At 72.4% G+C, this 22,544-nt stretch carries 19 protein-coding genes; 3 read left to right on the top strand and 16 right to left on the bottom strand.

All coding sequences use genetic code 11. The features are described from left to right. Positions 1 to 39 precede the first annotated feature (39 nt). The 4 genes from ACWD38_RS06530 to ACWD38_RS06515 all read right to left on the bottom strand — a co-directional run bounded on the left by ACWD38_RS06530 (position 40) and on the right by ACWD38_RS06515 (position 4,294). Positions 40 to 1,176: a DegT/DnrJ/EryC1/StrS family aminotransferase gene (locus ACWD38_RS06530; protein ID WP_184480122.1), complete on the bottom strand. Its 1,137-nt coding sequence runs from the start codon at positions 1,174 to 1,176 to the stop codon at positions 40 to 42. Between the two features lie 71 nt (positions 1,177 to 1,247). Next, on the bottom strand, positions 1,248 to 1,577 hold the full coding sequence (locus ACWD38_RS06525) for a hypothetical protein (RefSeq protein WP_184480119.1): 330 nt from the start codon (positions 1,575 to 1,577) through the stop codon (positions 1,248 to 1,250). Positions 1,578 to 1,785: 208 nt separating this feature from the next. Next, the gene (ilvD, locus tag ACWD38_RS06520) at positions 1,786 to 3,654 is read right to left on the bottom strand and encodes a dihydroxy-acid dehydratase (RefSeq protein ID WP_450123501.1); all 1,869 of its coding nucleotides are present in this window, start codon (positions 3,652 to 3,654) and stop codon (positions 1,786 to 1,788) included. A 115-nt stretch (positions 3,655 to 3,769) separates the two neighbouring features. Continuing rightward, positions 3,770 to 4,294, bottom strand: coding sequence for an Lrp/AsnC family transcriptional regulator (locus tag ACWD38_RS06515; RefSeq protein ID WP_184480114.1), 525 nt, complete (start codon positions 4,292 to 4,294; stop codon positions 3,770 to 3,772). A gap of 411 nt (positions 4,295 to 4,705) precedes the next feature. Here ACWD38_RS06515 and ACWD38_RS06510 point away from each other — a divergent pair, with 411 nt between their 5' ends. After that, positions 4,706 to 5,230, top strand: coding sequence for an Lrp/AsnC family transcriptional regulator (locus ACWD38_RS06510; RefSeq protein ID WP_246456938.1), 525 nt, complete (start codon positions 4,706 to 4,708; stop codon positions 5,228 to 5,230). A 150-nt stretch (positions 5,231 to 5,380) separates the two neighbouring features. Continuing rightward, the gene (locus tag ACWD38_RS06505) at positions 5,381 to 6,175 is read left to right on the top strand and encodes an FCD domain-containing protein (RefSeq protein ID WP_184480111.1); all 795 of its coding nucleotides are present in this window, start codon (positions 5,381 to 5,383) and stop codon (positions 6,173 to 6,175) included. A gap of 11 nt (positions 6,176 to 6,186) precedes the next feature. Here ACWD38_RS06505 and ACWD38_RS06500 read toward each other — a convergent pair whose 3' ends face one another. Beyond that, positions 6,187 to 7,623: an MFS transporter gene (locus tag ACWD38_RS06500; protein WP_450123500.1), complete on the bottom strand. Its 1,437-nt coding sequence runs from the start codon at positions 7,621 to 7,623 to the stop codon at positions 6,187 to 6,189. 220 nt (positions 7,624 to 7,843) lie between these two features. Here ACWD38_RS06500 and ACWD38_RS06495 point away from each other — a divergent pair, with 220 nt between their 5' ends. After that, positions 7,844 to 8,821, top strand: a complete 978-nt coding sequence (locus tag ACWD38_RS06495; RefSeq protein WP_450123499.1) for a bile acid:sodium symporter family protein — start codon at positions 7,844 to 7,846, stop codon at positions 8,819 to 8,821. 10 nt (positions 8,822 to 8,831) lie between these two features. Here ACWD38_RS06495 and ACWD38_RS06490 read toward each other — a convergent pair whose 3' ends face one another. From ACWD38_RS06490 to ACWD38_RS06440, 11 genes are all read right to left on the bottom strand, one after another. Then, the gene (locus ACWD38_RS06490; RefSeq protein ID WP_450123498.1) at positions 8,832 to 10,046 is read right to left on the bottom strand and encodes a 3-deoxy-7-phosphoheptulonate synthase; all 1,215 of its coding nucleotides are present in this window, start codon (positions 10,044 to 10,046) and stop codon (positions 8,832 to 8,834) included. Next, positions 10,043 to 12,310, bottom strand: coding sequence for an anthranilate synthase component I (locus ACWD38_RS06485; protein WP_450123497.1), 2,268 nt, complete (start codon positions 12,308 to 12,310; stop codon positions 10,043 to 10,045). Before ACWD38_RS06485 ends, ACWD38_RS06490 begins: the two co-directional genes overlap by 4 nt. 49 nt (positions 12,311 to 12,359) lie before the next feature. Beyond that, complete coding sequence (ilvC, locus tag ACWD38_RS06480; RefSeq protein ID WP_184480096.1) at positions 12,360 to 13,373, bottom strand: ketol-acid reductoisomerase; 1,014 nt, start codon at positions 13,371 to 13,373, stop codon at positions 12,360 to 12,362. After that, complete coding sequence (locus ACWD38_RS06475) at positions 13,370 to 13,495, bottom strand: hypothetical protein (RefSeq protein ID WP_281398336.1); 126 nt, start codon at positions 13,493 to 13,495, stop codon at positions 13,370 to 13,372. Before ACWD38_RS06475 ends, ilvC begins: the two co-directional genes overlap by 4 nt. Next, positions 13,492 to 14,310 (bottom strand): acyl-CoA dehydrogenase family protein, encoded by an 819-nt coding sequence (locus ACWD38_RS06470; protein WP_184480092.1) that lies wholly within the window; start codon positions 14,308 to 14,310, stop codon positions 13,492 to 13,494. The genes ACWD38_RS06475 and ACWD38_RS06470 overlap by 4 nt, the downstream gene beginning before the upstream one ends. 29 nt (positions 14,311 to 14,339) lie before the next feature. Next, on the bottom strand, positions 14,340 to 15,563 hold the full coding sequence (locus ACWD38_RS06465; protein WP_184480089.1) for an acyl-CoA dehydrogenase family protein: 1,224 nt from the start codon (positions 15,561 to 15,563) through the stop codon (positions 14,340 to 14,342). Next, positions 15,536 to 16,492, bottom strand: coding sequence for an enoyl-CoA hydratase/isomerase family protein (locus ACWD38_RS06460; protein ID WP_184480086.1), 957 nt, complete (start codon positions 16,490 to 16,492; stop codon positions 15,536 to 15,538). The genes ACWD38_RS06465 and ACWD38_RS06460 overlap by 28 nt, the downstream gene beginning before the upstream one ends. Before the next feature lie 159 nt (positions 16,493 to 16,651). Next, positions 16,652 to 19,033, bottom strand: a complete 2,382-nt coding sequence (locus ACWD38_RS06455; RefSeq protein WP_450123496.1) for a bifunctional salicylyl-CoA 5-hydroxylase/oxidoreductase — start codon at positions 19,031 to 19,033, stop codon at positions 16,652 to 16,654. Positions 19,034 to 19,043: 10 nt separating this feature from the next. Further along, entirely contained in the window at positions 19,044 to 20,660 is a 1,617-nt protein-coding gene (locus ACWD38_RS06450; RefSeq protein ID WP_450123495.1) for an AMP-binding protein, read from the bottom strand. A gap of 30 nt (positions 20,661 to 20,690) precedes the next feature. Continuing rightward, positions 20,691 to 21,098 carry a RidA family protein gene (locus ACWD38_RS06445; protein WP_184480077.1) on the bottom strand — a complete coding sequence of 136 codons (408 nt, stop codon included), beginning with the start codon at positions 21,096 to 21,098 and terminating at the stop codon, positions 20,691 to 20,693. Further along, positions 21,098 to 21,865, bottom strand: a complete 768-nt coding sequence (locus ACWD38_RS06440; protein WP_184480075.1) for an SDR family NAD(P)-dependent oxidoreductase — start codon at positions 21,863 to 21,865, stop codon at positions 21,098 to 21,100. The genes ACWD38_RS06445 and ACWD38_RS06440 overlap by 1 nt, the downstream gene beginning before the upstream one ends. Between the last annotated feature and the right edge of the window lie 679 nt (positions 21,866 to 22,544).

Genomic DNA, 22,544 nt, shown 5'->3' with positions numbered 1-22,544 from the left:
CGTGCGTCCCGTCCTGCGGGACGTGCGGTCCCTTCCGCGTCAGGCTCCGCCGTCGAAGAACGACCTGACGCCGGCGATGATCGCGTGCCGTTCCTCGTCCCGGAGTTCCGGGTAGATCGGCAGGCACAGCAACTTCGGGTTGTTCGCTTCGGCGACCGGAGTCGGGGCGGCGCGGTGCGGCAGATCCGCGAACGCGGGCTGCTGGGACAGCAGGCGGGGGTAGACGCGTTCCGCTTGGATTCCCCGCTCGGCCAGGTGGGTTGCCAGCGCGGTGGTGTGCTCGGTGTGCACGGCGTACTTGTAGAACGCGTGCTCGCGGCCCGGCAGCACGACCGGCGTCGTCAGCGGAAGGTCGGCGAACGCCTTGTCGTAGCGGTCCGCCGTCAGCCGCCGCCGCTCGTTCCACACCGGGAGCATCGGGATCTGGTGGCACAGCACCGCCGCGTCGAGTTCGCTCAACCTGGCCCGGCTGCCCCACGAATGATGCACGTAGCGGTCATCCGGGTCACGGCCCAGATTGCGCAGCCGCTCCACGGCCACCAGGGTCTCCTCGTCCTTGACCACGACCATTCCGCCGTCGCCCAGCCCTCCGGCGTTCTTGCCGGCCCACACCGAGAAACAACCGAAATCGCCGAACGATCCCGCGGGCTCGCCCTGGTAGGTCGCTTCGTGCGCCTGCGCGCAATCTTCGACGACGGTCAGTCCGTGTTCGGCCGCGATCGCGGAGATCTCGTCCATTTCCGCGATCTGCCCGTACAGGTGAACGACGATGATCACCTTGGTTCTCGTCGTCACCGCGTTGCGGATCGCTTCCGGCGAGATCAGCCAGCATCCCGGTTCGACGTCGACGAACACCGGAGTCGCCCCCACCGCGTTGACGGCGAAGGCGGTGGCCGCGAACGTCATGTCCGGCACGATCACCTCGTCGCCGGGGCCGATCCCCGCGGCGCGCAACGAGAAGTGCAGCGACTCCGTGCCCGATGACGTGGCCACCGCACGACGACCCCATCTTTCGTAGAGCAGCGCTTCCAAGCGCCGGGTGTGCGGGCCCATGACGGTGGTGGCACCGTCGATCACCCCGTCCAGGAAGCCGTGGATCACCTCGCGCATGCTCGCCAGCCGCCGGTGATGTCCCTCCGCCGGAATGACATCGGGCTTTCCCGACTCGAACCTCATGACCGAACCTTCCCGTCTGGCAATGGCATGACTCGTCCGTAGCGTCGACACATCTCCGCGACACCTGAAGATCACGAAGGACTGGTGCCGCCCGTCGCGCTCCGCATCCAGCGACCGGAATGCTCGTCGGCATCGGGAGTCCGCGAGGTCGGCAGCTGTTCGCTTGCCGACACGTCGACGCGGGGACAGCTCCAGGCGTGCGGGTTGGTTTCGATCCGGTCGGACCGGGCAACACCGGTAGCTCTCGCCACGCTAGGAGGAGGGGCCTTCGCAGGGCAGATGAGCTGCGCGGCCGGCGGTTCGCGATCCTGGCCACCGACGGTGTCGAGCAGGTCGAACCGACCCGGCCCCGCCAGGCCGTGGAGCAGGCCGGGGCGCAGGTGGCGCTGCTGTCGATCCACACCGGACAGATTCCGCCGACGCGCTGTTGCGGGCCGCGCCGTCACCGGCGGTGCCCTCGCTCGGGCACTCGCGCTGCTTCGGGACCGGCGCTCGCCGTTCGGGTGCGGGATCTGCTCACCCCGAAGGACTTTCTGATCGCGACGCTGACCGGCGAGATCGTCACGGACTCGGTCCACGGCGCCTACACGTCACGCGGGGAGCGGATCGTCACGGGCGCTGCGCGAACGCCTCGTCCAGATCTCGTACCGCGCCCGTCGACGCGGAGGTCGCGAGCGCGGCGTACACCCGCAACGCCTCGCTGACGGGCCGGACCCGCGCGGCGGGCCGGAAACCGCCCGGTTGCTCGCGCACCTCACTGCGCCGCCGGACGAGCTCGGCATCGGGCACCTCCACCGAGATCGCCCGCTCCGGAATGTCGATGGTGATCGGGTCGCCGTCGCGCACCAGGGCGATCGTCCCGCCCGCGGCCGCTTCCGGGGACACGTGCCCGATGGAGAGCCCGGCGGATCCTCCGGAGAACCGGCCATCGGTGATCAGGGCGCAGGAGGTGTCCAGGCCGCGTCCTTTGAGGAAGGACGTGGGTTGCAGCATCTCCTGCATGCCGGGGCCTCCTCGCGGTCCTTCGTACCGGACCACGAGGACGTCGCCGGGCTCGACCAGTCCGCCGAGGATGCCTTCGGTGCACTCCTCCTGGCTCTCGAACACCTTCGCCGGTCCGGTGAACCGCAGCATCGAGGCGGCGACCCCGGCGGTCTTCACCACGCAGCCGTCGAGCGCCAGGTTCCCGAACAGCACCGCCAGGCCGCCATCGGGGGAGTAGGCGTGCTCCGGCGAGCGGATGCAGCCGTTCTCCCGGTCGGTGTCGAGGTCCGGGTACCGCTGCGTCGAGCTGAACGGTGCGATCGTGCGCACTCCGCCCGGAGCGGCTCGGAAGAACCGGGCCTTGTCCGGCGCGGCCGTGGCCGACCGGATGTTCCACGCGTCGAGCTGCTCGCCCACCGTGGCGCCACTGATGGTCGACAGCGATCGGTCGATCAGTCCGGCCCCGTCCAGCTCGGCGAGGATGGCCTGGATTCCGCCCGCCCGGTGCACGTCCTGCACGTGGTAGCGGCTGCTCGGGGCGACCTTGCACAGGTTGGGCACCGACCGGGACAGCTCGTCGATGTCCTCCAGCGCGAAGTCGACCTGTCCCTCGCGAGCGGCGGCCAGGATGTGCAGGATCGTGTTGGTCGACCCGCCCATGGCGAGATCGAGGGCCATCGCGTTGCGGAATCCCGCCCGCGAGGCGATCGCGCGTGGCAGCGCGGTCTCGTCGTCGTGGTCGTAGAAGCGGCGGACCAGGTCCATCGCGGCGCGGCCCGCGTCGGCGCAGAGGGCGCGCCGGTCGGCGTGCGTGGCCAGCAGCGTCCCATTGCCGGGCAGGCCCAGCCCCATCGCCTCGACCAGGCAGTTCATCGAGTTCGCCGTGAACATGCCCGAACAGGACCCGCAGGTGGGGCAGGCGCTGTCCTCGACCGCGGCGAGCTCCTCGTCGGACAGCCGCTGATCGGCCGAGGCGGAGAACGCGCTGATCAGATCGAGGTCCTGGGTGCGCAGCCGCTCGGGGATCGAGGCAGGGGGGCGGCCGGCTTCCATCGGTCCGCCGGAGACGAACACGGTCGGGATGTTGAGCCGCAGGGCCGCCATCAGCATTCCCGGCGTGATCTTGTCGCAGTTGGAGATGCACACCAGCGCATCGGCGCAGTGCGCGTTGGTCATGTACTCGACGGAGTCCGCGATCAGCTCGCGGCTGGGCAGGGAGTACAGCATCCCCAGGTGACCGTTGGCGATGCCGTCGTCGACGGCGATCGTGCTGAACTCGCGCGGCACGCCGCCGTGCGCGATCACCGACTCGGCGACGATCTCGGCCACCTGGTCCAGGTGCACGTGCCCCGGCACGAACTGCGTGTAGCTGTTGGCGACGGCCACGATCGGCTTGCCCAGATCACGCCGCGCCACCCCGGCCGCCATCAGCAGGGATCGCGCCCCGGACATGGATCGGACACCGGTGATCGTCGCTGATCGAAGTGCTCCCATTCCGGCAGCGTAGCAGTCAATCGGCCAGTTTTTACATGTTGAAAACGACAATTGATTGATCGCGGGGGATCAGGGTCACCGTGTGATCGATCCGGTGGTGAGCGGGGCGTCGAGGTCAGCCGACCGGCCGGTCGTGCTCGTCCGCCTGCTCGCCCGCGGCGCCGACGCTGTCGAGCACGATCATGGCCTCGGTGTGGATCACGCCTTCGATGCCGCGCAACGTCCCCTGCAGCAATTCCCGCAGGTGGAACGCGTCCCGGACGTAGCACTCGACGACCAGATCCCACGACCCCGTCACCACCCAGACCGTGTGCACCTCCTCCAGGTGCGAAAGGGTTTCCGCGCAGCTGTCGCTGTGCTGGTCGTCGTTGGTGCGCACCACCACCAGCGTGTGCAGGTACCCGAGCCGGGCCAGGTCGACCTCGGCGTGGTAGCCGGTGATGACCTGCGCCGCCTCCAGCCGCGCGATCCGCTCGCCCACGGCGCCCGGCGAGCGGTTCAGCTCCCGGGCGATCGCCCGCACGGACATCCGCGCATCCGCGCGCAACAACGCCAGGACCGATCGATCCAACTCGTCGAGGACGACCGGTCCTGCCGCCGCCTGATGGTCGACCGGGGCCGCACGCACCTTCTCCGTCATCGGACGCTCCTCCTCTGCCGGTGCCGGATGACACTTGACGATGTTTCGGCGCGCATATCGTACGTCTGTTCCGCGGGCTCGCGGTGCGCTTCGCGCCGCGGCGCTCTCCGCGATCACCACGATTTGCACGATTGACATGGATTACTGGACTGACCAGCATGCTGATGTCACCCAGATCCAGTGACCGGGGCCACCGCCGGGAAGCGCTGGAGCGAGAACCCGTGAGGTGCGGCCGAAGGGGCGAGCGCGTCCGCCCGGTCGCCGCACTTCGTCCGTGCTCGCCCCCTGCTGCGGCGGACCGGCAGACCAGGTTTCCCGCGCGCCGATGGCGGACTCCGGCCGATCGCCGAGCTCCGCCGTCGGGAGAACCACCGGAGCCACCAGCTCTCCGGTGTCGAGACGGAGGCAGAGATGGACCAATGGACCGGCTGTCCTGAACCCGAGACGTCGTCCCGGCCCGAGGTCGACGTGGCCGACAGGATGCTCATCAGCCTGCTTCGATCGAACGCCTGCGCCGAGACGCACGACCTGGCGAGCCGGATCGGCCTGTCCCGCTCCCAGGTGCGCGTGCGGTTGCGACGGTTGGAGCGCTCCGGCGTCGTGCGCGGCTACCACGCGCGGATCAGCGCCCGCGCGGTCGTCGAGGGCTGCGTGCTCGCCTTCGTGCGGTTCACCGGCGACGGACGTCCCACCGCGGGTGATCTGAGCGGTCTCGCGGGGGTGCAGCGCGTGCACGTCCTGTCCTCCGGCTGGGACTACATGATCGAGGCGGCCGAGTCCTGCTTCGCCGCGTGCGGTGCTCCCGGCGGCGGCACGCTGCTCGGGCACGAGGCCGACATCGCGCTGCTCCCGGTGGCGCACGGCCGGCAGGGGGCGACCACCGGCACGACCGGCGAGCCGTCGACGCTGCTGCGGTCGACCCAGACGATCCGGTGACGGCGCGCGGGTCAAGCGGCACCCGCCTGCGGGGCCGGGGTATCCGCGCAGGTCGACGTGTCTATGCTGCGCACGTCGGCGCCGCTCCGCGGGTCGGCGGAGGCGGAGAGGTCGCTGTCACGCAAACGGCTCGACGAGTGGAGTGCGAAGGTGCCCACCCCGAAGTTCGCTCCGGTCGCCCGAACGCGCGCGCACGAGGCGGTCAAGGCGCAGATCGAGGAGAAGATCCTCCAGGGGCAGCTCCAGCCGGGCGACCGCTTGCCGTCGGAACGCGAACTCTGCGCCCAGATGGGCGTGAGCCGGCCGACCGTGCGCGAGGCGATGCGCACGCTGGAGAGCGCGGGAGTCGTGGTCCTGCGCCCGAACGACCCCACCGGCGGCGCCATCGTCCGGATGCCCGACGGCGCGAACCTGGAGCGTTCGCTGCTGGACCTCGTCCGGTACTCCCAGCTCTCGCTCGGCGACCTCATCGGGTTCCGCATGCTGGTCGAGACGACCGCCTGCCACCTCGCCGCGCAGCGCCGCGACCAAGCGCAGATCGACGGCATCGTCCGGGCTCAGCTGGCCGTCGAGGCGGCCGTCGAGAGCGGCACGAACGAGGAGTACATCGCCGCCGACGTGGAGTTCCACGTCTCGGTCGCCCGCGCCTCGGGCAATCGGCTGCTGGAGCTGTCCACCAGCGCCGTGCGGGCGGCGATGGCCGGACTGATCGGCGACGCCACGCTCAAGGGCGGCGATGCCGTCAAGCGCGACTTCGTCCGCCGCCACGGTGCCGTCGTCGACGCCATCCGGCTCGGCGACCCGGACCTGGCGTCGTCGTGCGCCCGGCGGGACATCGTCGACTACTACCTACCGCTGGCCGAGGACGACGAGGTGGGCACGTTGAGCGCGCTGGAGGCGTTCGTGGCGGCGGCCACCTCGAACGCGCCCCCGACCGCGGTGTAGGAGACGCGCGGTCACCGCTGCGCCGCCCGCGAGGTGGTGCGCCGGTGCGCGCGGTCGGCGACGCCGCGGCGGTGCGGCAGCAGGACGCTGACCGAGGCCAGGATCCCCAGCGCCAGCTGGAGAACCCAGGCATGGCTGAAAGTCCGGGCCGACGGTGCGGCGGCCACCATCGCCACCAGCAGGGCCACCCCGATCGCGCTGCCGATCTGGCGGCTCATGTTCAGCACCGCGCTGCCGGTCGTGGCGCGGTCGGGCGCGAGCGCCCCGGCCGCGGCGAACAGGGGCGCCTGGGAAAGACCGCCCGAGACGCCCATCAGGACCAGGCCGGGGAACATCGCCGACCAGTAGGCGGGGACGTCGGTGACGGTGAGCAGCCAGTACCCCGCCGCCGCGGACATCGTGAGGGTTCCGACGGCGGCGGGCAGCACCCGGCCGAACCTGCGCCGGATCGGACCGGCGTTCACGGCGAAGCAGACCGAGACGATCGGGGCGGCGGCGATGCCGATCCCGGCCTCCAGCACGCTGAAGTGCCACACCTGCTGGAGGAACAGCGCTCCGCCGAACAGGTAGACCGCGAAGCCCGCGAACAGGCTGAGCAGCGCGAGCGCAGCGGCGGTGAACTCCCGGCTGCGGAACAGTGCGGGCTCGATGATCGGTGCGGACGCGGTGAAGCCGCGTCGCACCGTCACCGCCGCGAGCAGCGCGGCCGAGGCGAACAGCCCGATCGTCCACGGGCTGCCCCAGCCCCACTGCGGACCCTGGGTGGTGGCCAGGACCAGTGCGCTCACCGCCGCGAGCAGGGTCGCGGTGGACACGACGTCGGGCAGGGGACGGCCGCTCGGCTCCCGTACCTCCGGCAGCAGCCGGGCGCCCCCGAGGAGCGTGAGGGCACCGATCGGCAGGTTGATGAGGAAGATCCACCGCCAGTCCAGGCTGGCGAGCAGCCCGCCGAGCGGCGGTCCGGCCATGGCGGCCACTCCGGCCACCCCGGCCCACAGCCCGACGACCAGGGCGTGCTGGCGTGGCGGGAAGCTGGGGTAGAGCAGGCCCAGCGACGGCGGCACGCTCATCGCCGCGCCGACCGCCTGCACGGCCCGGGCGGCCACCAGCACCGGCAGCGACGGCGCGAACGACGCCAGCGCGGAGCCGATCGTGAACACCGCGACACCGGCCAGCAGCATCCGCTTCCGGCCGTGCAGGTCCGCCAGCCGGCCCGCGGGCACCAGCAGCGCGGCGAAGACGATGGCGTAGGCCGACAGCACCCAGGACATCGCCGGTGTCGACGCCCCGCCGAGGGACCGCCCGATGCCGTCCACGGCGACGTTGACGATGAAGAAGTCCAGCTGGGCCATGAACGCCACCGCGCTCAGCACCGCCATGATCAGCCAACGGCGCGGTTCGCCGCGCTCGTCCGTCGCTTCCGGACCGGACTCAGCCCCGGTGTCCACGGGCAGCACCACCTTCGTCGATCCGAAATCCGAGCAGCGACGGGGAGAACCGGCGCGCCCGTGGTTGAAACCGTTCCGGCCCAAGGGAAAATGTGAGGTGCTCCGCGATCGTGCCCCACGATCTAGAAGTCGTCGGCCCGCGTGCGGTAGCTTCGTTTCGCCACGTGCCATCGACCGTGGCATCGGCAGCGTAGCCGGGACCGCCCGGTGTGGAGGAACGATGACCTCGCGCATAGGCGCTTTCAGCCAGCTGGTCGGCCGCTGGTTCCCACTGATCGTGTTGATCGCCGGAGCGATCGCACTGTCCTTCCCGAACACGTTCGCCGGGTTGACCTCGGTGGTCCCCTGGCTCCTCGCGGTGATCATGCTCGGGATGGGCATGACCCTCGAACCGCGGGATTTCGCTTACGTGGCACGCCGTCCGGTCGCCTTCGCGATCGGGGTCGTCGCGCACTTCGTGATCATGCCGCTGCTCGCGTGGCTGCTGACCCTGGTCCTCCCGCTGAGCCCGGAGCTGGCGGTCGGGGTGATCCTGGTCGGCTGCGCTCCCAGCGGTACCTCGTCGAACGTGATGGTCTTCCTGGCCAAGGGGGACACCGCGTTGTCGGTGGCGATGAGCAGCGTGTCCACTCTGGTCGCCCCGGTCGTCACGCCGTTCCTGGTGCTCTGGCTGGCGGGCAGCTACCTGCCGGTGGATCCGACCGAGCTGATCGTGGAGATCCTGCAGATCGTGCTGATCCCGGTGATCCTCGGCTTCACCTTGCGGCGGGTCGCCGGAACCGCCGTGGCGAAGGCGTTGCCGGTGCTGCCGTTGATCTCGGTCATCGGGATCACCGGCGTGGTGGTCGCCGTGGTGTCGGGCAGCGCGGACAAGCTGCTCAGCGTGGGACCGATCGTGGTGCTCGCAGTCGTGCTGCACAACCTGCTCGGCGTCGCGCTGGGCTACGCGGCCGCCAAGGTGGTCGGGATCGACGAGGCGGCCCGGCGCGCGATCGCGCTGGAGGTCGGCATGCAGAACTCCGGCCTCGCGGCCAGCCTGGCGTCGACCTACTTCTCCCCGGTCGCGGCGCTGCCCGGGGCGATCTTCTCGGTGTGGCACAACATCTCCGGTTCGCTGGTCGCCACCTACTGGGCCCGGCGGCCCGCCGCGGTCGCCGGGAACGAGCAGCAGAGCCCGGCAGCGAGCGACGAGGCGTGACGTCGTCGGCTCAGGGCACCGGCCGGATACCGCGCCGGAGGCCCTGAGCCGCACCGCGCACCAGGGTCGAGGCCTGGTCGGCGTCGAGGCGGGGATCGCACAGCGGCTGTTGCTCGCCGACCTCGGAGGTGTCCTCGTCCACGCACTCCCGGACGTCGTCGGGCGTGCACTCCAGGTGCAGCCCACCGGGGTGCGCACCGGCTCCGGCGAGCACGTCGAACCAGCCGTCGAGCTCGGCCAGCAGATCGGTGACCCGGCGGGTCTTGATCCCCGAGGGGAGCCGGATCGTGTTGCCGTGCATCGGATCGCACATCCAGACCACCGGGTGCCCGGCGGCGGACACGGCCGCGACGAGGTCGGGCAGGACGCGGCGGACGGCGTTCGCGCCGAACCGGGTGATCAGGGTCAGGCGGCCCGGCGCGCGCTCCGGATCGAGCCGGGCGCAGAGCGCCACGAGCTCCTCCGGCGTGACCGCCGGTCCCACCTTCACCCCCAACGGGTTCACCACGCCGCTCAGCAGCTCGACGTGGGCTCCTCCGATGTCACGGGTCCGCTCGCCGATCCACGGGAAGTGGGTGCTGGACAGGAACCACTGCTCGCTGGCGGGGTCGTTGCGCAGCGTCGACCGGTCGTAGGGGAGCAGCAGGCACTCGCGGCTGACCCACAGCTGCCCGGCCGGGTGCGCGTGCAGGGTGCGGAGCAGGTTGAGCGTGGTGGCCGATCGGTAGTAGCCCTGCACGAGCCGGGAGGCGTCGGCGCGCCGCGCCGAGGCCGTGGGGGCGGCACCGTTGACCATGTGCCCGCGGAACACCGGGAGGGCCCGTCCGTCCACGAGTTCGGTCGGCGCGCTGCGCGGCTTCGCGTACTGCCCGGCGATGCGGCCGATCGCGACGGCGGGCCGGCCGGAGATCTGCTCGAAGCCGCGCGCGAGCCGGGCGATGAGCCGACCCCGGCTCGTGATGTGCTCGGTGGTGGCGTCCTCGAAGGACTCGGCGCAGTCGCCCGCCTGGACGACGAACGCCCTGCCGTGCGCCGCGTCGGCGAGCGCTCGGCGCAGGTTCGAGATCTCGCCGGGTTGCACCAGGGCGGGCAGGCTCCGCAGCTCTGCCACGGCCCGCTCCAGCTCGGCGGGATCCCACGCGGGCTGTTGGTGCGCGACGAGCGAACGCCAGGAATCGGGTGTCCACGGGGTGCGCCGGGCCTCGGCGGTGCGACTGTGGATCATGCTGGCCTGACCTGGGCCGCGGCGGTGCGCCTGCCGGAAGCCGAACCGGTCCGGCAGCTTTCGATGAGGTTCGCGATGACGCGATGCCCCACCTCGCCGTCGAGCGACAGCAGGGACTCGGGGTGGAACTGGACCCCGCCGACGGGCAGAACGGGGTGCTCGATGGCCATGACGACGCCGTCGTCGGTGACGGCGGTGACCCGCAGCGGCGGTGGTACCTCGTGGGAGGTGACGTAGAGCGAGTGGTAGCGCCCGGCGGTGAACCGCGCGGGCAGTCCGCGCAGCAGCGCGCCGCCGCCGTCGACCGCGCGGATCTGCGACGCGCGGCCGTGGATCGGATCGGCGAGCACGCGCAGGTGCCCGCCGAAGTGCTCGACGATGCCCTGCATCCCCAGGCAAACGCCGAACACGCCGGCGCCCGCAGCGAGTGCGGCGTCGATCGTGCCGCTCATGCGGAAGGCCCCCGGCCGGTCCGGCCCGGGGGAGAGCACCACCAGATCGGTGCCCTCGTCGAACCCGGTCAGCGCGGACCACCTCCGCGTGACGACCTCGCAGTCGTTCTGGCGGAGGTAGCCCGCGAGCGTGTGGACGAAGGAGTCCTCGTGGTCCACGAGCGTGACGCGCGGCCCTCGTGCGCCGGTCCTCGCTCCGCCGCGCGCACCGACCGGCCGCTCGGCGCGCGCAGGTGCGGCCGTCCTGCCGCGCAGCGCGTCCAGCACGGCGGAGGCCTTGAGCCGAGTCTCGGCCTCCTCGGCGTCCGGGTCGCTGCCGATGAGCAGGGTCGCTCCCGCGCGGACCTCGGTGGTCGTGTCCGTCAAGCGCGCCGTCCGGAGGGTCAGCGCCGTGTCCATCGCTCCGTCCACTGTGGCGTAGCCGACCGCGCCGCCGTACCAGCGTCGAGCCGAGGTCTCCCAGTGCTCGATGAACTCGGCGGCGGCGCGTTTCGGCGCGCCGCTCACCGTGGCGGCCCACATGTGGCTGAGGAAGGCGTCCCAGGCGTCGTAACCGCGTTCCAGCTCGCCCTTCACGTGGTCCACGGTGTGGATCAGTCGGGAGTAGAGCTCGATCTGGCGGCGGCCGACGATCCGCACCGAGCCCGGGACCGCGACGCGGCTCTTGTCGTTGCGGTCCACATCGGTGCACATCGTCAGCTCGGCGGCCTCCTTCTCGGATGCCAGCAGCGCGGCCACGTTCCGGGACTCCTCGATCGCGGACGCGCCCCGCGCGATGGTGCCGGAGATGGGGCAGGTCTCCACGACGCCGTCCGCGACCCGCACGTACATCTCCGGCGAGGCGCCGACGAGCGACTCGCCGCGCCCCAGGTTGATGAGGAAGCCGTACGGGCTGGGATTCGCGGCGGTGAGCCGCTCGAAGACCACGCTCGCCCGCTCGCCGCCGCGGTCGGCGGTCAACGTCTGGCTCAGCACGGTCTCGAAGGCGTCGCCCGCGTGGAACTTCGACAGCGCCGCGCGCACACCTGCCCGGTAGTGCCCGGGATCGGTCCGCGCGGGCGGGTCGGGGTCCCGGCGAGCACCGGCGAGGTCGACGGTCGCGACCGGCCCGGAGGTGCCGGGCGGACCGGAGAACGTGTAGTCGACCTCGAGCGCCAGCTCGCGCTCGGGATCGGCCACGATCACCGAGGCGGGCAGGAACGCGACGATATCCCGGTAGCCCGCCGGGCGGCGGTGCCGCCGGGTGATGGGGTCGAACCCGAGCATCAGGTCGTAGCCGAACGCCCCGTACCAGCCCAGCACCGGCTCGTCGGGATGCGCGAGGGCCCGGGTGAGCGTGCGCAGCACGCCGACCGTCGACGGTTGCCGGGTGCGGTCCTCCTCGGCGAAGCCGGTGCCGATGGGAGCGACGGCGCCGCGCAGGCCCGAACCGTCGGGCAGCACCGCGAGGCCGCGCACCTGCGGGTCGGCGGCCAGCGCGGTGGTGGCCAGCTCCAGCAGCGGGCCCGCACCGGGGTCGAGGGCGAGCACGCGGAACGCGCGACCGCGGGCCTCGAAGGCCAGCGCCACCCGCTCCGTGGCGCGGGTCCACGGCGAGTAGCGCCCGGGTTGGGTCACTGACCCGTGGAACAGCGCTCCCGGCGCGGAATCGAGCGCGGCGGCGACCCGGCTCAGGGATCTCGAAGCGGCGTTCGGCCCGGGTAGCGGGCGAACGCGCCGTTCGACGTCGAGACCGCCCGCCGTGCGGTACCGAGCAGCGCTCTGCGCGCCCTCCTCCAACGCCCGGGCAATCCAAGCGAAGTCCACCCGCATAACCACTCCATTGATCAGAAGGTGAGGAACGTGTTGTTCGGGCGCCTCGTCAGGAGGTGGCCGAGCCGCCGGTCATCCGGCGCAGCGGTGCCCCCACCGCCTCGATCGCGTGCGCCCTCGCGGTGGCGCGCGCCGACCGGAAGTGCGGGCGACCGCCGCGGTCCTCGGCCACCCACTCCGAGGCGAACCCGCCGGACCTGATGTCGTCGAGCACGGCCTCCATCGATGCGCGGACGTGCGCGTCGATCACGCGCGGACCCCGGCTGTAGCCGCCGTACTCGGCGGTGTCGGAGATGTGGTCGGTCATGGCGGCCAGACCGTGCCGCTGGATCAGATCGACGGTCAGCTTGAGCTCGTGGAGGCATTCGAAGTACGCCGACTCCGGCTGGTACCCGGCGTCGACCAGCACCTCGAAGGCAGTCTTGATCAGTTCCGTGACCCCGCCGACCAGCACGGCCTGCTCGCCGAACAGATCGGTCTCGGTCTCCTCGGCGAAGGTCGTCTCCAACGCCCCGGCCCGGGTCGCGCCCAGCGCGTCGGCGTAGTCCAGGGCGAGCGAGGACGCGGTGCCGGTGGCGTCCTGCGCCACGGCGACCAGCGCCGGGCAGCCGTGGCCGTGCTCGAAGCTCGCCCGCACGTCCCGGCCGGGTGCCTTCGGGGCCACCATGACCACGTCGACCTCGTCCGATGCGGTGATCAGGCCGTGGTGCACGGCGAACCCGTGGGCGAAGACGAGCGCGTCGCCGGGTGCCAGGTTCGGCTCCACCGACTCGGTGAACACCGCGGGCGCGAGGGTGTCCGGAACCAGCATGACGATCACATCGGCCCACTCGGCGGCCGACCCGGTGTCGGTCACCGTGAAGCCCTCTTCGCGGGCGCTGGCCACGCGAGCCGAGTCCGGCCGGAGCCCGACTCGGACTGCGATCCCGGAGTCGCGGAGGTTGTGCGCGTGCGCGCGGCCTTGCGAGCCGTAGCCCAGCACCGCGACGCGGCGGTCGGGCAGCAGGGGAATCCGCCCCTCGTCCGCGTAGTGCACGGTCGCGTCGTTCGTCGGGCGGGTCATCGCGCCACCGCCTTCGGAGAGTTCGGCGTCGTGCGGATCTGGTGCTCCCGGCACGCGCTGGTGCCGCGCACCGCGCCCGGACCGGGGAGGGCGGGCCGTCGGCGCTCTAGCTCGACGATCATGGCTGGGCTCCTGGGATCGAGGTCGTCCGCCGGGCGCGTTCGGCGAGGTCCTGCAGATCGCCGCGCAGCGCGTCGAGGACGTGGTCGGGGTGCGGGGGCAGCGCGCGCAGCACGAGCGCCCGGCGCAGCGCGGTGTGCACCGCGACCTCGCCGGTCAGCCCGATCGCGCCGTGCAGGTGCACGGCGGAGATCGCGACGTCGGGCGCGGTCGTGACCGCGAGCCTGCGCGACAGCCGTGCGTCGGTCGCGGCGCCGGTGGCCGCCGCGAGCAGCACCCCGGAGCGGGCCAGCTCGACGGCGCAGTACATGTCGGCCAGCCGGTGGGCGACCGACTGGAAGGATGCGATCGGGCGCCCGAACTGGGTGCGCTCGCGGGCGTGGGCGACGGCGAGACCGAGCGAGCGGTCCGCGACCCCGACGAGGGCGGCGGCCACGGCGATGTCGTCGACGACCGCGAGCCGCTCGGCCGCGTCTCCGGGCAGGAGGGCGGGTTCGGCCGGGGCGTCCGGTTCCACCGAGCCCCGCCACCGGCGGACCGAGGGGTCGGTGAGCTCGGTGCCCTCGGCGGACCCGACCGGGCGCAGCACCCACCCCGCGCCGGGTTCGCGGCGTTCGAGCAGCACGTCCGGCGGCGAGACCGCGACGACGTCGAACCGCCCGCCGGTTCCGGTGGCGACGGTGCCCGGGAGGGCGTCCGGGGCCAGCCGCGCCCGGAGCCACCCGGCGACGGCCGCACCGGCCGGCCACTCCGCCGTCCCCTCCCGCTCCGCGGAGAGGCAGCCGAGCGCGAGTTCGGCGAGCACATCACCGTCCACAGGGGACGGTCCTGTACCGCGTTCCGGGCTCATGCGGGCAGTCCCAGGACGTGGCGGGCGATCGTGGTGCGCTGGATCTCGCTGGTGCCGCCCTCGATGGCGTTGCCGATCCCCCGGTAGAGCTCCATCAGCCACCCGGTGGCCATCCCGCCGGAGGGGGCCAGCGCGTCGAGCCCGCCCAGCAGCACCGCGTGATCGGCGACCTGCCGGGACAGCTCGCCCCAGAGCAGCTTCTCGGTCGACGCGACCGGGCCCGGCACCCCGTCGGCCGCCAGGTCGGCCACCTTCCGGTAGGCGAGGCCGCGCAGCGCCTCCGTCCTGGCGTGGAAGTCCGTCAATGCGATCACCTCGGTCGGCGGCAGGTCCGCGGCTGACCCGCAGACCTCGATGCGTTCGGAGATCAGGCGGGCCAGTGCCCGGCGCAGCGCGCCGACCCGCGTGAGGGTGGAGAGCCCGCGCGCCAGGGACAGGCTCGTCATCAGCACGGACCAGCCGCGGTCGAGCTCCCCGACCAGGGCGCCCGGCCCGACGCGGACGTCGTCGAACACGATGTCGGATTCCTCGGCATCGCCGTAGAGCATCGGGACGGGCAGCACGCGCACTCCGGGGTGCGAGAGCGGCACGATGAAGCACGAGAGGGCCTTGTGCCGAGCCTCCGCGCTGCCGGTTCGGGCGAGCACCAGGACCTGGTCGGCGAACCGCGACCAGCTGCTCCAGCGCTTCCGTCCGCGCAGCACGAAACCGTCGCCGTCCGGGGTGGCCCGGGTCGTCACCGCGGCCAGGTCCGAACCGGCCTCCGGTTCGGAGAAGGCCTGGCACCACACGGATCCGCCGTCCAGGATCGCGGGCACGTGCTCGGCGCGCTGGTCCGCGCTGCCGCAGGCCACCAGGGTGGGCGCCACGAGCTCGACCCCGACCCAGTTCGCGATCGGCGGGGCGTCGGCGGTGGTGAGCTCGTCGATCACGATGGCCCGGTGCAGCACGTCGAGCCCGTGCCCGCCGAGCTCGGCGGGCAGGTCGACCCCGATCCAGCCACCGCTGTGCAGCGTCCGGTGCCAGGCGTGGCGCCACCAGAACCGGTCCTCGACGCCGTCCGGTTCCGGGGTGCTGGGCAGGTGCTCCGGCAGCCATTCGCGCAGCCGTCCCCGGAACTCCGCGCGGGCGGCGTCGTCGATCAGCACCGAGGAGAGCCCCTCGTCGGCGGTGTGGTCCATCGTCGCCGCCCTCAGCTCGCGGCCAGTTCCGCGCCGCACGCCCCGCACCACCGGAACGTCGCGGGCAGGTCCGCGGTCCCGCAGCTGGGGCACGATCCGACGGGCGGTCCGTGCGGGAACTCCGGCGACTCGTCTCGGGCCGCCCGCTCCCGCAGTTCCGCGTGGTCGACGGGACGCTTCTCGATGAACGACCCCATGCCCCGACGGGTCTCGACGGACCCGCTGTGGATCGCCAGCCACTCGCCTGCGAGCGCGGCGCTCGACGCCCACGCCGCTTCCTTGGCCTGGTTGACCAGTGCGCGGGTGAACCGGAGGGATTCCGGGAAGGTGTCGGTGAGCCGTCGCGCCGCGGCGTCGACGGCGGAGTCCAGCTCCGCCGCCGGAACGACCTTGTTGATCAATCCCCAGTCGTGCGCCGTCGCGGCCGGGAGGTCTTCGGAGAGCAGGACGACCTCGCGGGCGCGCCGGTCGCCGATCATCAGCGGCAGCCACTGCGTGACGCCGATGCCGGAGACGCTGCCGACCAGAGGCCCCACTTCCCGGATCACGACGTCGTCGCCGGCGATCGCGAGATCGCAGGCGAGGGCCAGCTCGTTCCCGGCGCCGACCACCAGGCCGTTGAGCCGGGCGATCGTCGGCTTGCCGCAGCGCACGATGGCCGTCTGCATGGCGATGAACTCGCGCACCCACGGGACGTAGTCGCGCGGGCGCTGGCACAGCTCCCAGTGCTCGTGCAGGTCGGCGCCCGCGCAGAACGCCTTGCTCCCGGTGCCGGTGATCACGATGACGGCGACCGAGTCGTCCCGCTCGGCCACCCGCAGCGCGTCCTGGATCTCCTGGAAGGCGAGGAAGTTCAGGCTGTTGAGGGCTTTCGGGCGGTCGATCGCGATGATCGCCTGCCCCTCGCGCCGGGTGTAGGTGATCGTGCTCGCCTCGGCGGGTCGATCCTGCTGCGGTACGCGCGCCATCTGGCAACCCCTCGGATGAACCGGTCGGAAATGAACGATTGAGCGATTTTGCCGCAGAATATTACTCAAGTGTATCCACAGTGCGGCATAAGACAAGACATTTGACCGATCTGGTCGCGGCTGTGGCGATGCGCTCCCGCAGCACGCCCGCCTGGGCGGTCATCCACCGGCGGGCTCGGGCGGGAAACCGGCCGGGTTCCACCTGGCGTGGCGCGCGCGGACGGGGCCGCTCCGGAGGAGGTCCAGCCGTGGCGGCGGCCCGTCGGTGCGGCCCGTCCGCGGACGACGGGAACCCGCCGCGAACGGCTCCGGCCACACCGCGGCGGGGCCGGCGTAGTCCTGCTCGGCCGCGGCGTGCAGGGTCCACTGCGGGTCGTAGAGGTGCGGGCGGCCCAGGGCGCACAGGTCGGCGCGCCCGGCCAGCAGGATCGAGTTGACGTCGTCCCAGCTGGAGATCGCGCCCACCGCGATCACCGCGGGCCCGTCGTGCGGGCGCCCGACGGCGTTGCGGATGCGGTCGGCGAACGGGGTCTGGTAGCTCCGGCCGAACTCGGGGGTCTCCTCGCGCACCACCTGGCCGGTCGACACGTCGATGGCGTCGGCACCGTGCTCGGCGAACGCGCGGGCGATCTCGACCGAGTCGTCCGCGTCGACACCGCCCGGATGCCAGTCCGTCGCCGAGATCCGCACCGACATCGGCCGGTCCGCCGGCCACGCCTCGCGGACGGCGTCGAAGACCTCCAGCGGGAAGCGCAACCGCCCGTCGAGGTCGCCGCCGTAGCGGTCGGTGCGCCGGTTCGACAGCGGGGAGACGAACGACGACAGCAGGTACCCGTGCGCGACGTGCAGCTCCAGCAGGTCGAACCCGCAGCGGGCGGCGGCGCGGGCGGAAGCGGCGAACTCGTCCCGGATGCCGCGCAGCTCGTCCGCCGTCAGCTCGTGCGGCATCGCGTTCCGCGCGGAGTACGGGATCGCCGACGGCCCCACCACCGGCCATCCGCCGGTGTCCAGCGGCTCGTCGATCCCCTCCCACATCAACCGGGTCGAGCCCTTGCGGCCCGAATGTCCTAGTTGGACACCGATCCGGGAGGAGGTCGACGAGTGGACGAAGTCGACCACCCGGCGCCACGCGGTCTCCTGCTCGGCGTTCCACAGGCCGGTGCACCCCGGGGTGATCCTGCCGGTAGGGGAGACGCACACCATTTCGGTCATCACCAACCCCGCGCCGCCGAGCGCCTTGCCGCCGAGGTGGACGAGGTGGAAATCCCCGGGCACCCCGTCGCGGGCCGAGTAGACGTCCATCGCCGAGACGACGACCCGGTTCGGCAGCGCGAGACCGCCGATCCGGACGGGCGTGAACATCGGCGGCACGGGGTCTGCTCCGGCGCTCCTGCCGCAGAACCAGCGCTCGGCGTTCTCGACGAACGCGGCGTCCCGCGTGCGCAGGTTGTCGTGGGTGACGCGGCGGCTGCGCGTGAGCAGGTTGAACGCGAACTGCTGCCGTTCCTGGCCGACGTAGCGGTCGATGTCCTCGAACCAGGCCTGGCTCGCCGCCGCCGCGCGCTGGGTGGAGGCGACCACGGGTCGCCGCTCCGCCTCGTACGCGGCGAGCGCGGTCGCGACGTCCCCCTGCTCGTGCAGGCACGCCGCCAGGGCGAGCGCGTCCTCCATCGCCAGCTTCGTCCCCGACCCGATGGAGAAGTGCGCGGTGTGCGCGGCGTCGCCGAGCAGCACCAGGTTCCCCGCATGCCAGCGGTCGGTCCGCAAGGTCCGGAACCGCGACCAGCGCGAGGCGTTCGCCAGCAGCGCGGCGCCGTCGAGCCGGTCCGCGAACAGCTCCTCGACGAGCTCGATCGACGCCAGGTCGCTCTCGCCGGGTCCCGGATCGCGGGAGCAGCGGTCGCGGAAGAGCTGCTCCCAAGCCGGTTCCGAGGTCTCCACCACGATCGTCGAGGCCCGGTCGGAATAGGGGTAGCCGTGCAGCTGCACGACGCCGCAGGGGGTCTCCACGACGTCGAAGGTGAACGCGGGCAAGACGCGGTCGGTGCCGAGCCACATGTACCGGCTGCGCCCGGTCGTGATGCGCGCGCCGAAGTCCGCCGCGCGCGCCGCCCGGACCGCGGAGTTCACCCCGTCCGCCGCGACGACCAGGTCGTGATCGGCTTGCAGGACCGCCGCGTCCGGGCACCGCGTGCGGTAGTGCACGGTGACCCCGAGTTCCGCGCAGCGGCGCTGGAGCACGCCCAGCAGCTCCCGCCGGCCGATCGCGGCGAACCCGTGCCCGCCCGAGGTGGACACGGCCCCGCGGTGGTGCACGTCGATGTCGTCCCAGCGCGCCATCCGCTCCGACATCGCGGCGAACACGGCGGGGTCCGCCTGCTCGATCCCACCGAGGGTCTCGTCGGAGAGCACGACGCCGAAGCCGAACGTGTCGTCCGCGGCGTTCTGCTCCCACACCGTGATGTCGTGCGGGCCGAGCTGCGCCAGCAGGGCGGCCAGGTAGAGGCCGCCCGGTCCGCCGCCCGCGATCGCGATCCGCATGCCCGCCACCTCAGACCGCCTCGCGGAGCGCGGACCGCTGCAACTTCCCGGTGCTGTTGCGCGGCAGCGCGTCGGCGAAGTGGATGCGGCGCGGGTACTTGTACGGGGCGATCACGCCCTTCGCGAACGCCTGCAACTCGGCGGCGGTGGCCGTTTCCCCCGGCCGCAGCACGACGTGGGCGGTGACCACGTGGCCGCGTTCCGCGTCCGGGGTGCCGACGACCGCGCAGTCGGCGACCGAGGGGTGTTGCAGGAGCGCCTGCTCCACCTCCGGCCCGGCCACGTTGTACCCGGCGGTGATGATCATGTCGTCGGAGCGGGCCTGGAACCAGAACAGGCCGTCGGCGTCGCGGACGTAGATGTCGCCGGTGCGGTTCCAGCCGTGCACCACGTACTCCCGCTGCCTGCGCCCGTCCAGGTAGCGGCAGCCGGTCGGCCCCCGCACCACGAGGTGCCCCGGCACGCCGTCGGGCGCGCTGCGCCCGAGATCGTCGACGACGTCGACCCGGTAGCCGGGAACCGCCCGGCCGGTGGCCCCGGGCCTGATGTCGTCGTCGGCGGCGGACACGAACACGTGCAGCATCTCGGTCGATCCGATCCCGTCGATGACGCGGATTCCGGTGGCAGCGCGGAAGTCGCGCCACACCGAGGCGGGCAGCGGCTCGCCCGCCGACACGCAGCGGCGCAGGCTCGCCAGCCGCTCGGGCCGGCCGTCCCCGGCGAGCGCGCGGTAGGCGGTGGGGGCGGTGAACAGCACCGTCGCGCGGTTCTCGGCCACGTGCGCGGCCAGTTCCTGGGGGGTGGCGCGTTCGAGCAGCAGCGCGGCGGCACCGGCCCGGAGCGGGAAGACGAGCAACCCGCCGAGCCCGAAGGTGAAGGCGAACGGAGGGGTCCCGGTCACCAGGTCGTCCGGGCGCAGCGCCACCACGTGGTGGGCGAAGGTGTCCGCGATCGCGAGCACATCGCGGTGGAAGTGCATCGTGACCTTCGGCTCGCCGGTCGTGCCGGAGGTGCAGGCCAGCAGCGCGACGTCGTCCGCCGAGGTCGCCACGTCGTCGAACGGGTCCTGCCGGGCCGCGCGCACCGCGAGGTCGTCGGCGCCGGCACCGCCGAACGGCACGATCGGCATCCCGGCGATGCCCGCGGACGCCAGCTCGGCGGCGAAGCGGTGGTCGCACAGGGCCACCGCCGGCCGGGTCAGCCCGCCGACGGTGGCGAGTTCGCCGGACCGGAGCATCGCGGTCGTCGTGACGGCGACCGCGCCCGCTTTGAGCACGCCGAGCCAGGCCGCCGCGAGCCACGGGGTGTTCGGCCCGTGCAGGATCACGCGGTTCCCCGGCACGACACCGAGTTCCCGGGTCAACGCGGCGGCCACGGCGGCGGCGCGGTCGCGCAGCTCGCCGTAGGTCCACGCGACGGGATTCGGTGCCGGGGCGCGCAAGGCGGGACGGTCCGGTCCGTACCGCGCGATCGCGGTGTCGAGGAGTTCCGAGCCCGCGTTGAGCCGCGCGGAGTAGTCCAGTTCCGGCAGCTCGAACAGCAGCTCCGGCCAGTCCTCCTCGGCGGGCAGCCGGTCCCGGCAGAAGGTGTCGATGTGCGCGGACGGGTTGAGGGACGACGTCGGCACCACGGCCAGGTCCTCCTCGCTCGCAGGGGACTACGGGTTCCGCGGCTCGACGTCGAGCACGGCGATTCCTTGCAGTTCGACCAGGGCCGCGCGATCCCACAACCGGGTCACCCCGACCGCCGCGGTCGCCGGGTAGTGCGCGCCGACGTGCCGTTTCCAGACCGCCCCCACCTCGCGGCCGACGGCCCGGTACGCCTCGACGTCGACCAGGTAGATCGTCAGCTGGGCCAGATCGTCAGGAGATCCGCCCGCGGCGCGCAGCGCCGCCACCAAGTTGGCCAGCGCGCGGTCGAACTGGTCGAGGACACCCGCGTCGACGATGCGCCCTTCGGCGTCGGTCCCGGTCTGCCCGGCCAGCAGCACCACCCGGCCCTCGGCCACGACGGCGTGGCTGAAGCCCGAGGGCCGGGCCAGCTCGGGAGGATTCACGCGGTCCATCACGAGTGCACCCCTCCGCCGTCGATGACGATGCCCTGGCCGTTGATCGCGCCGCTGGCGACGCAGACGGCCACGACGTCGGCGACCTCCTCGGCGGTGATGAGCCGGCCGATCGGTTGCTTGGCGGCCAGGGCCGCCCGGGACGCCGCGAGGTCGCGGCCGGTGCGGGCGCTGATCGCGGCCACCGTGGCGTCGGTCATGGGCGTGTCCACGTACCCGGGGCACACGGCGTTGACGGTGACGCCCGTCCCGGCCAGTTCGGCCGCGGCCGAGCGCACCAGTCCCAGCACGCCGTGCTTGCTGGCGGTGTAGGCGCTGATGTAGCGCTCGCCGCGCCGGGCGGCCACCGAGGCGATCGACACCACGCGGCCCCACCCCGCGTCGGCCATCGGCGGGGCCGCCCTGCGCAGCAGGCGGAACGGTGCCGTCAGGTTCAGCGCGAGCATCTGCTCCCACTGCTCATCGGTGGTCGACGCCAAGGGTGCGGACGTCCCGGCACCCGCCGCGAGCACCAGGACATCGACGTGCCCCCAGCGGGATTCGACCGCGGCGCACGCGGTCTCCGCGGCCTCCGGCGCGGTCAGGTCCAGCGGCAGGGTGAGGGTCGGCCCGGGCAGCTCGGCCGCGACCGACTCCAGTTCCGAAGCGGTGCGGGCGGCCAAGGCGACCCGGTGTCCCGCGGCGCCGAGCCGCCGGGCGACCGCAGCCCCGATGCCCCGCCCCGCCCCGGTGACGAGACAGACCCGCGAATCTGATCGAGTGACCATGAAGACAACATACGATTGGTCAATCGCCCATGTCTAGAGACTGATTCAGGTCAAGTGATACCCCTCCTGGGGGGCGGCAGGCGACGGCGACCTCCGGCAGCGGTGCCCGCCGCGGCCACGCGGTCGAGCAGCGCGCGGTGCCCGGACTCGAAAAGGCGGTGTCACGCGGAGAAATCAGCACTGCCGACCTCGAACGCGACCGGACGGTCCTGCGCGGAAACCAAGCGCACCAGCTTCACTTCGACGGTGCGACCCGGCATTCGGCCGAGCCCCGTGGAGAGAAATGCTCGGCCGGGGCCGGGTTCGACCCGAGGTGAGGGGATCGGCGAGCGGCCTCGCAGAACCGGCCGCTACTTCGCAGGACGAGCGGCGGTGGCTCACCGACACCTTCGAGCAGGCGGAGATTCAGCGTCGCTGCTCCACGCGCACTGCTCGACCGCGCCGTTTTCGGAGAGGAGTTCACCTCAGGTGCGCCGCAAGCGTGCCCAGTGCCTCGCCGGGTGGTTTCGAACCGGCCTGACCGGGTAACACCGGTGGCTCTCGCCGCATTAGGAGGAGGGGCCTTCCGATGGCAGATGAGCTGCGCGGCCGACGGGTCGCGATCCTGGCCGACGGTGTCGAGCAGGTCGAACCGACCCGGCCCCGCCGGGCGGTCGACCAGGCCGGGTGCAGATGACGC

Source organism: Saccharopolyspora sp. NPDC002578, from assembly GCF_053592695.1.
This window is presented reverse-complemented; position numbering and strand designations above follow the sequence as displayed.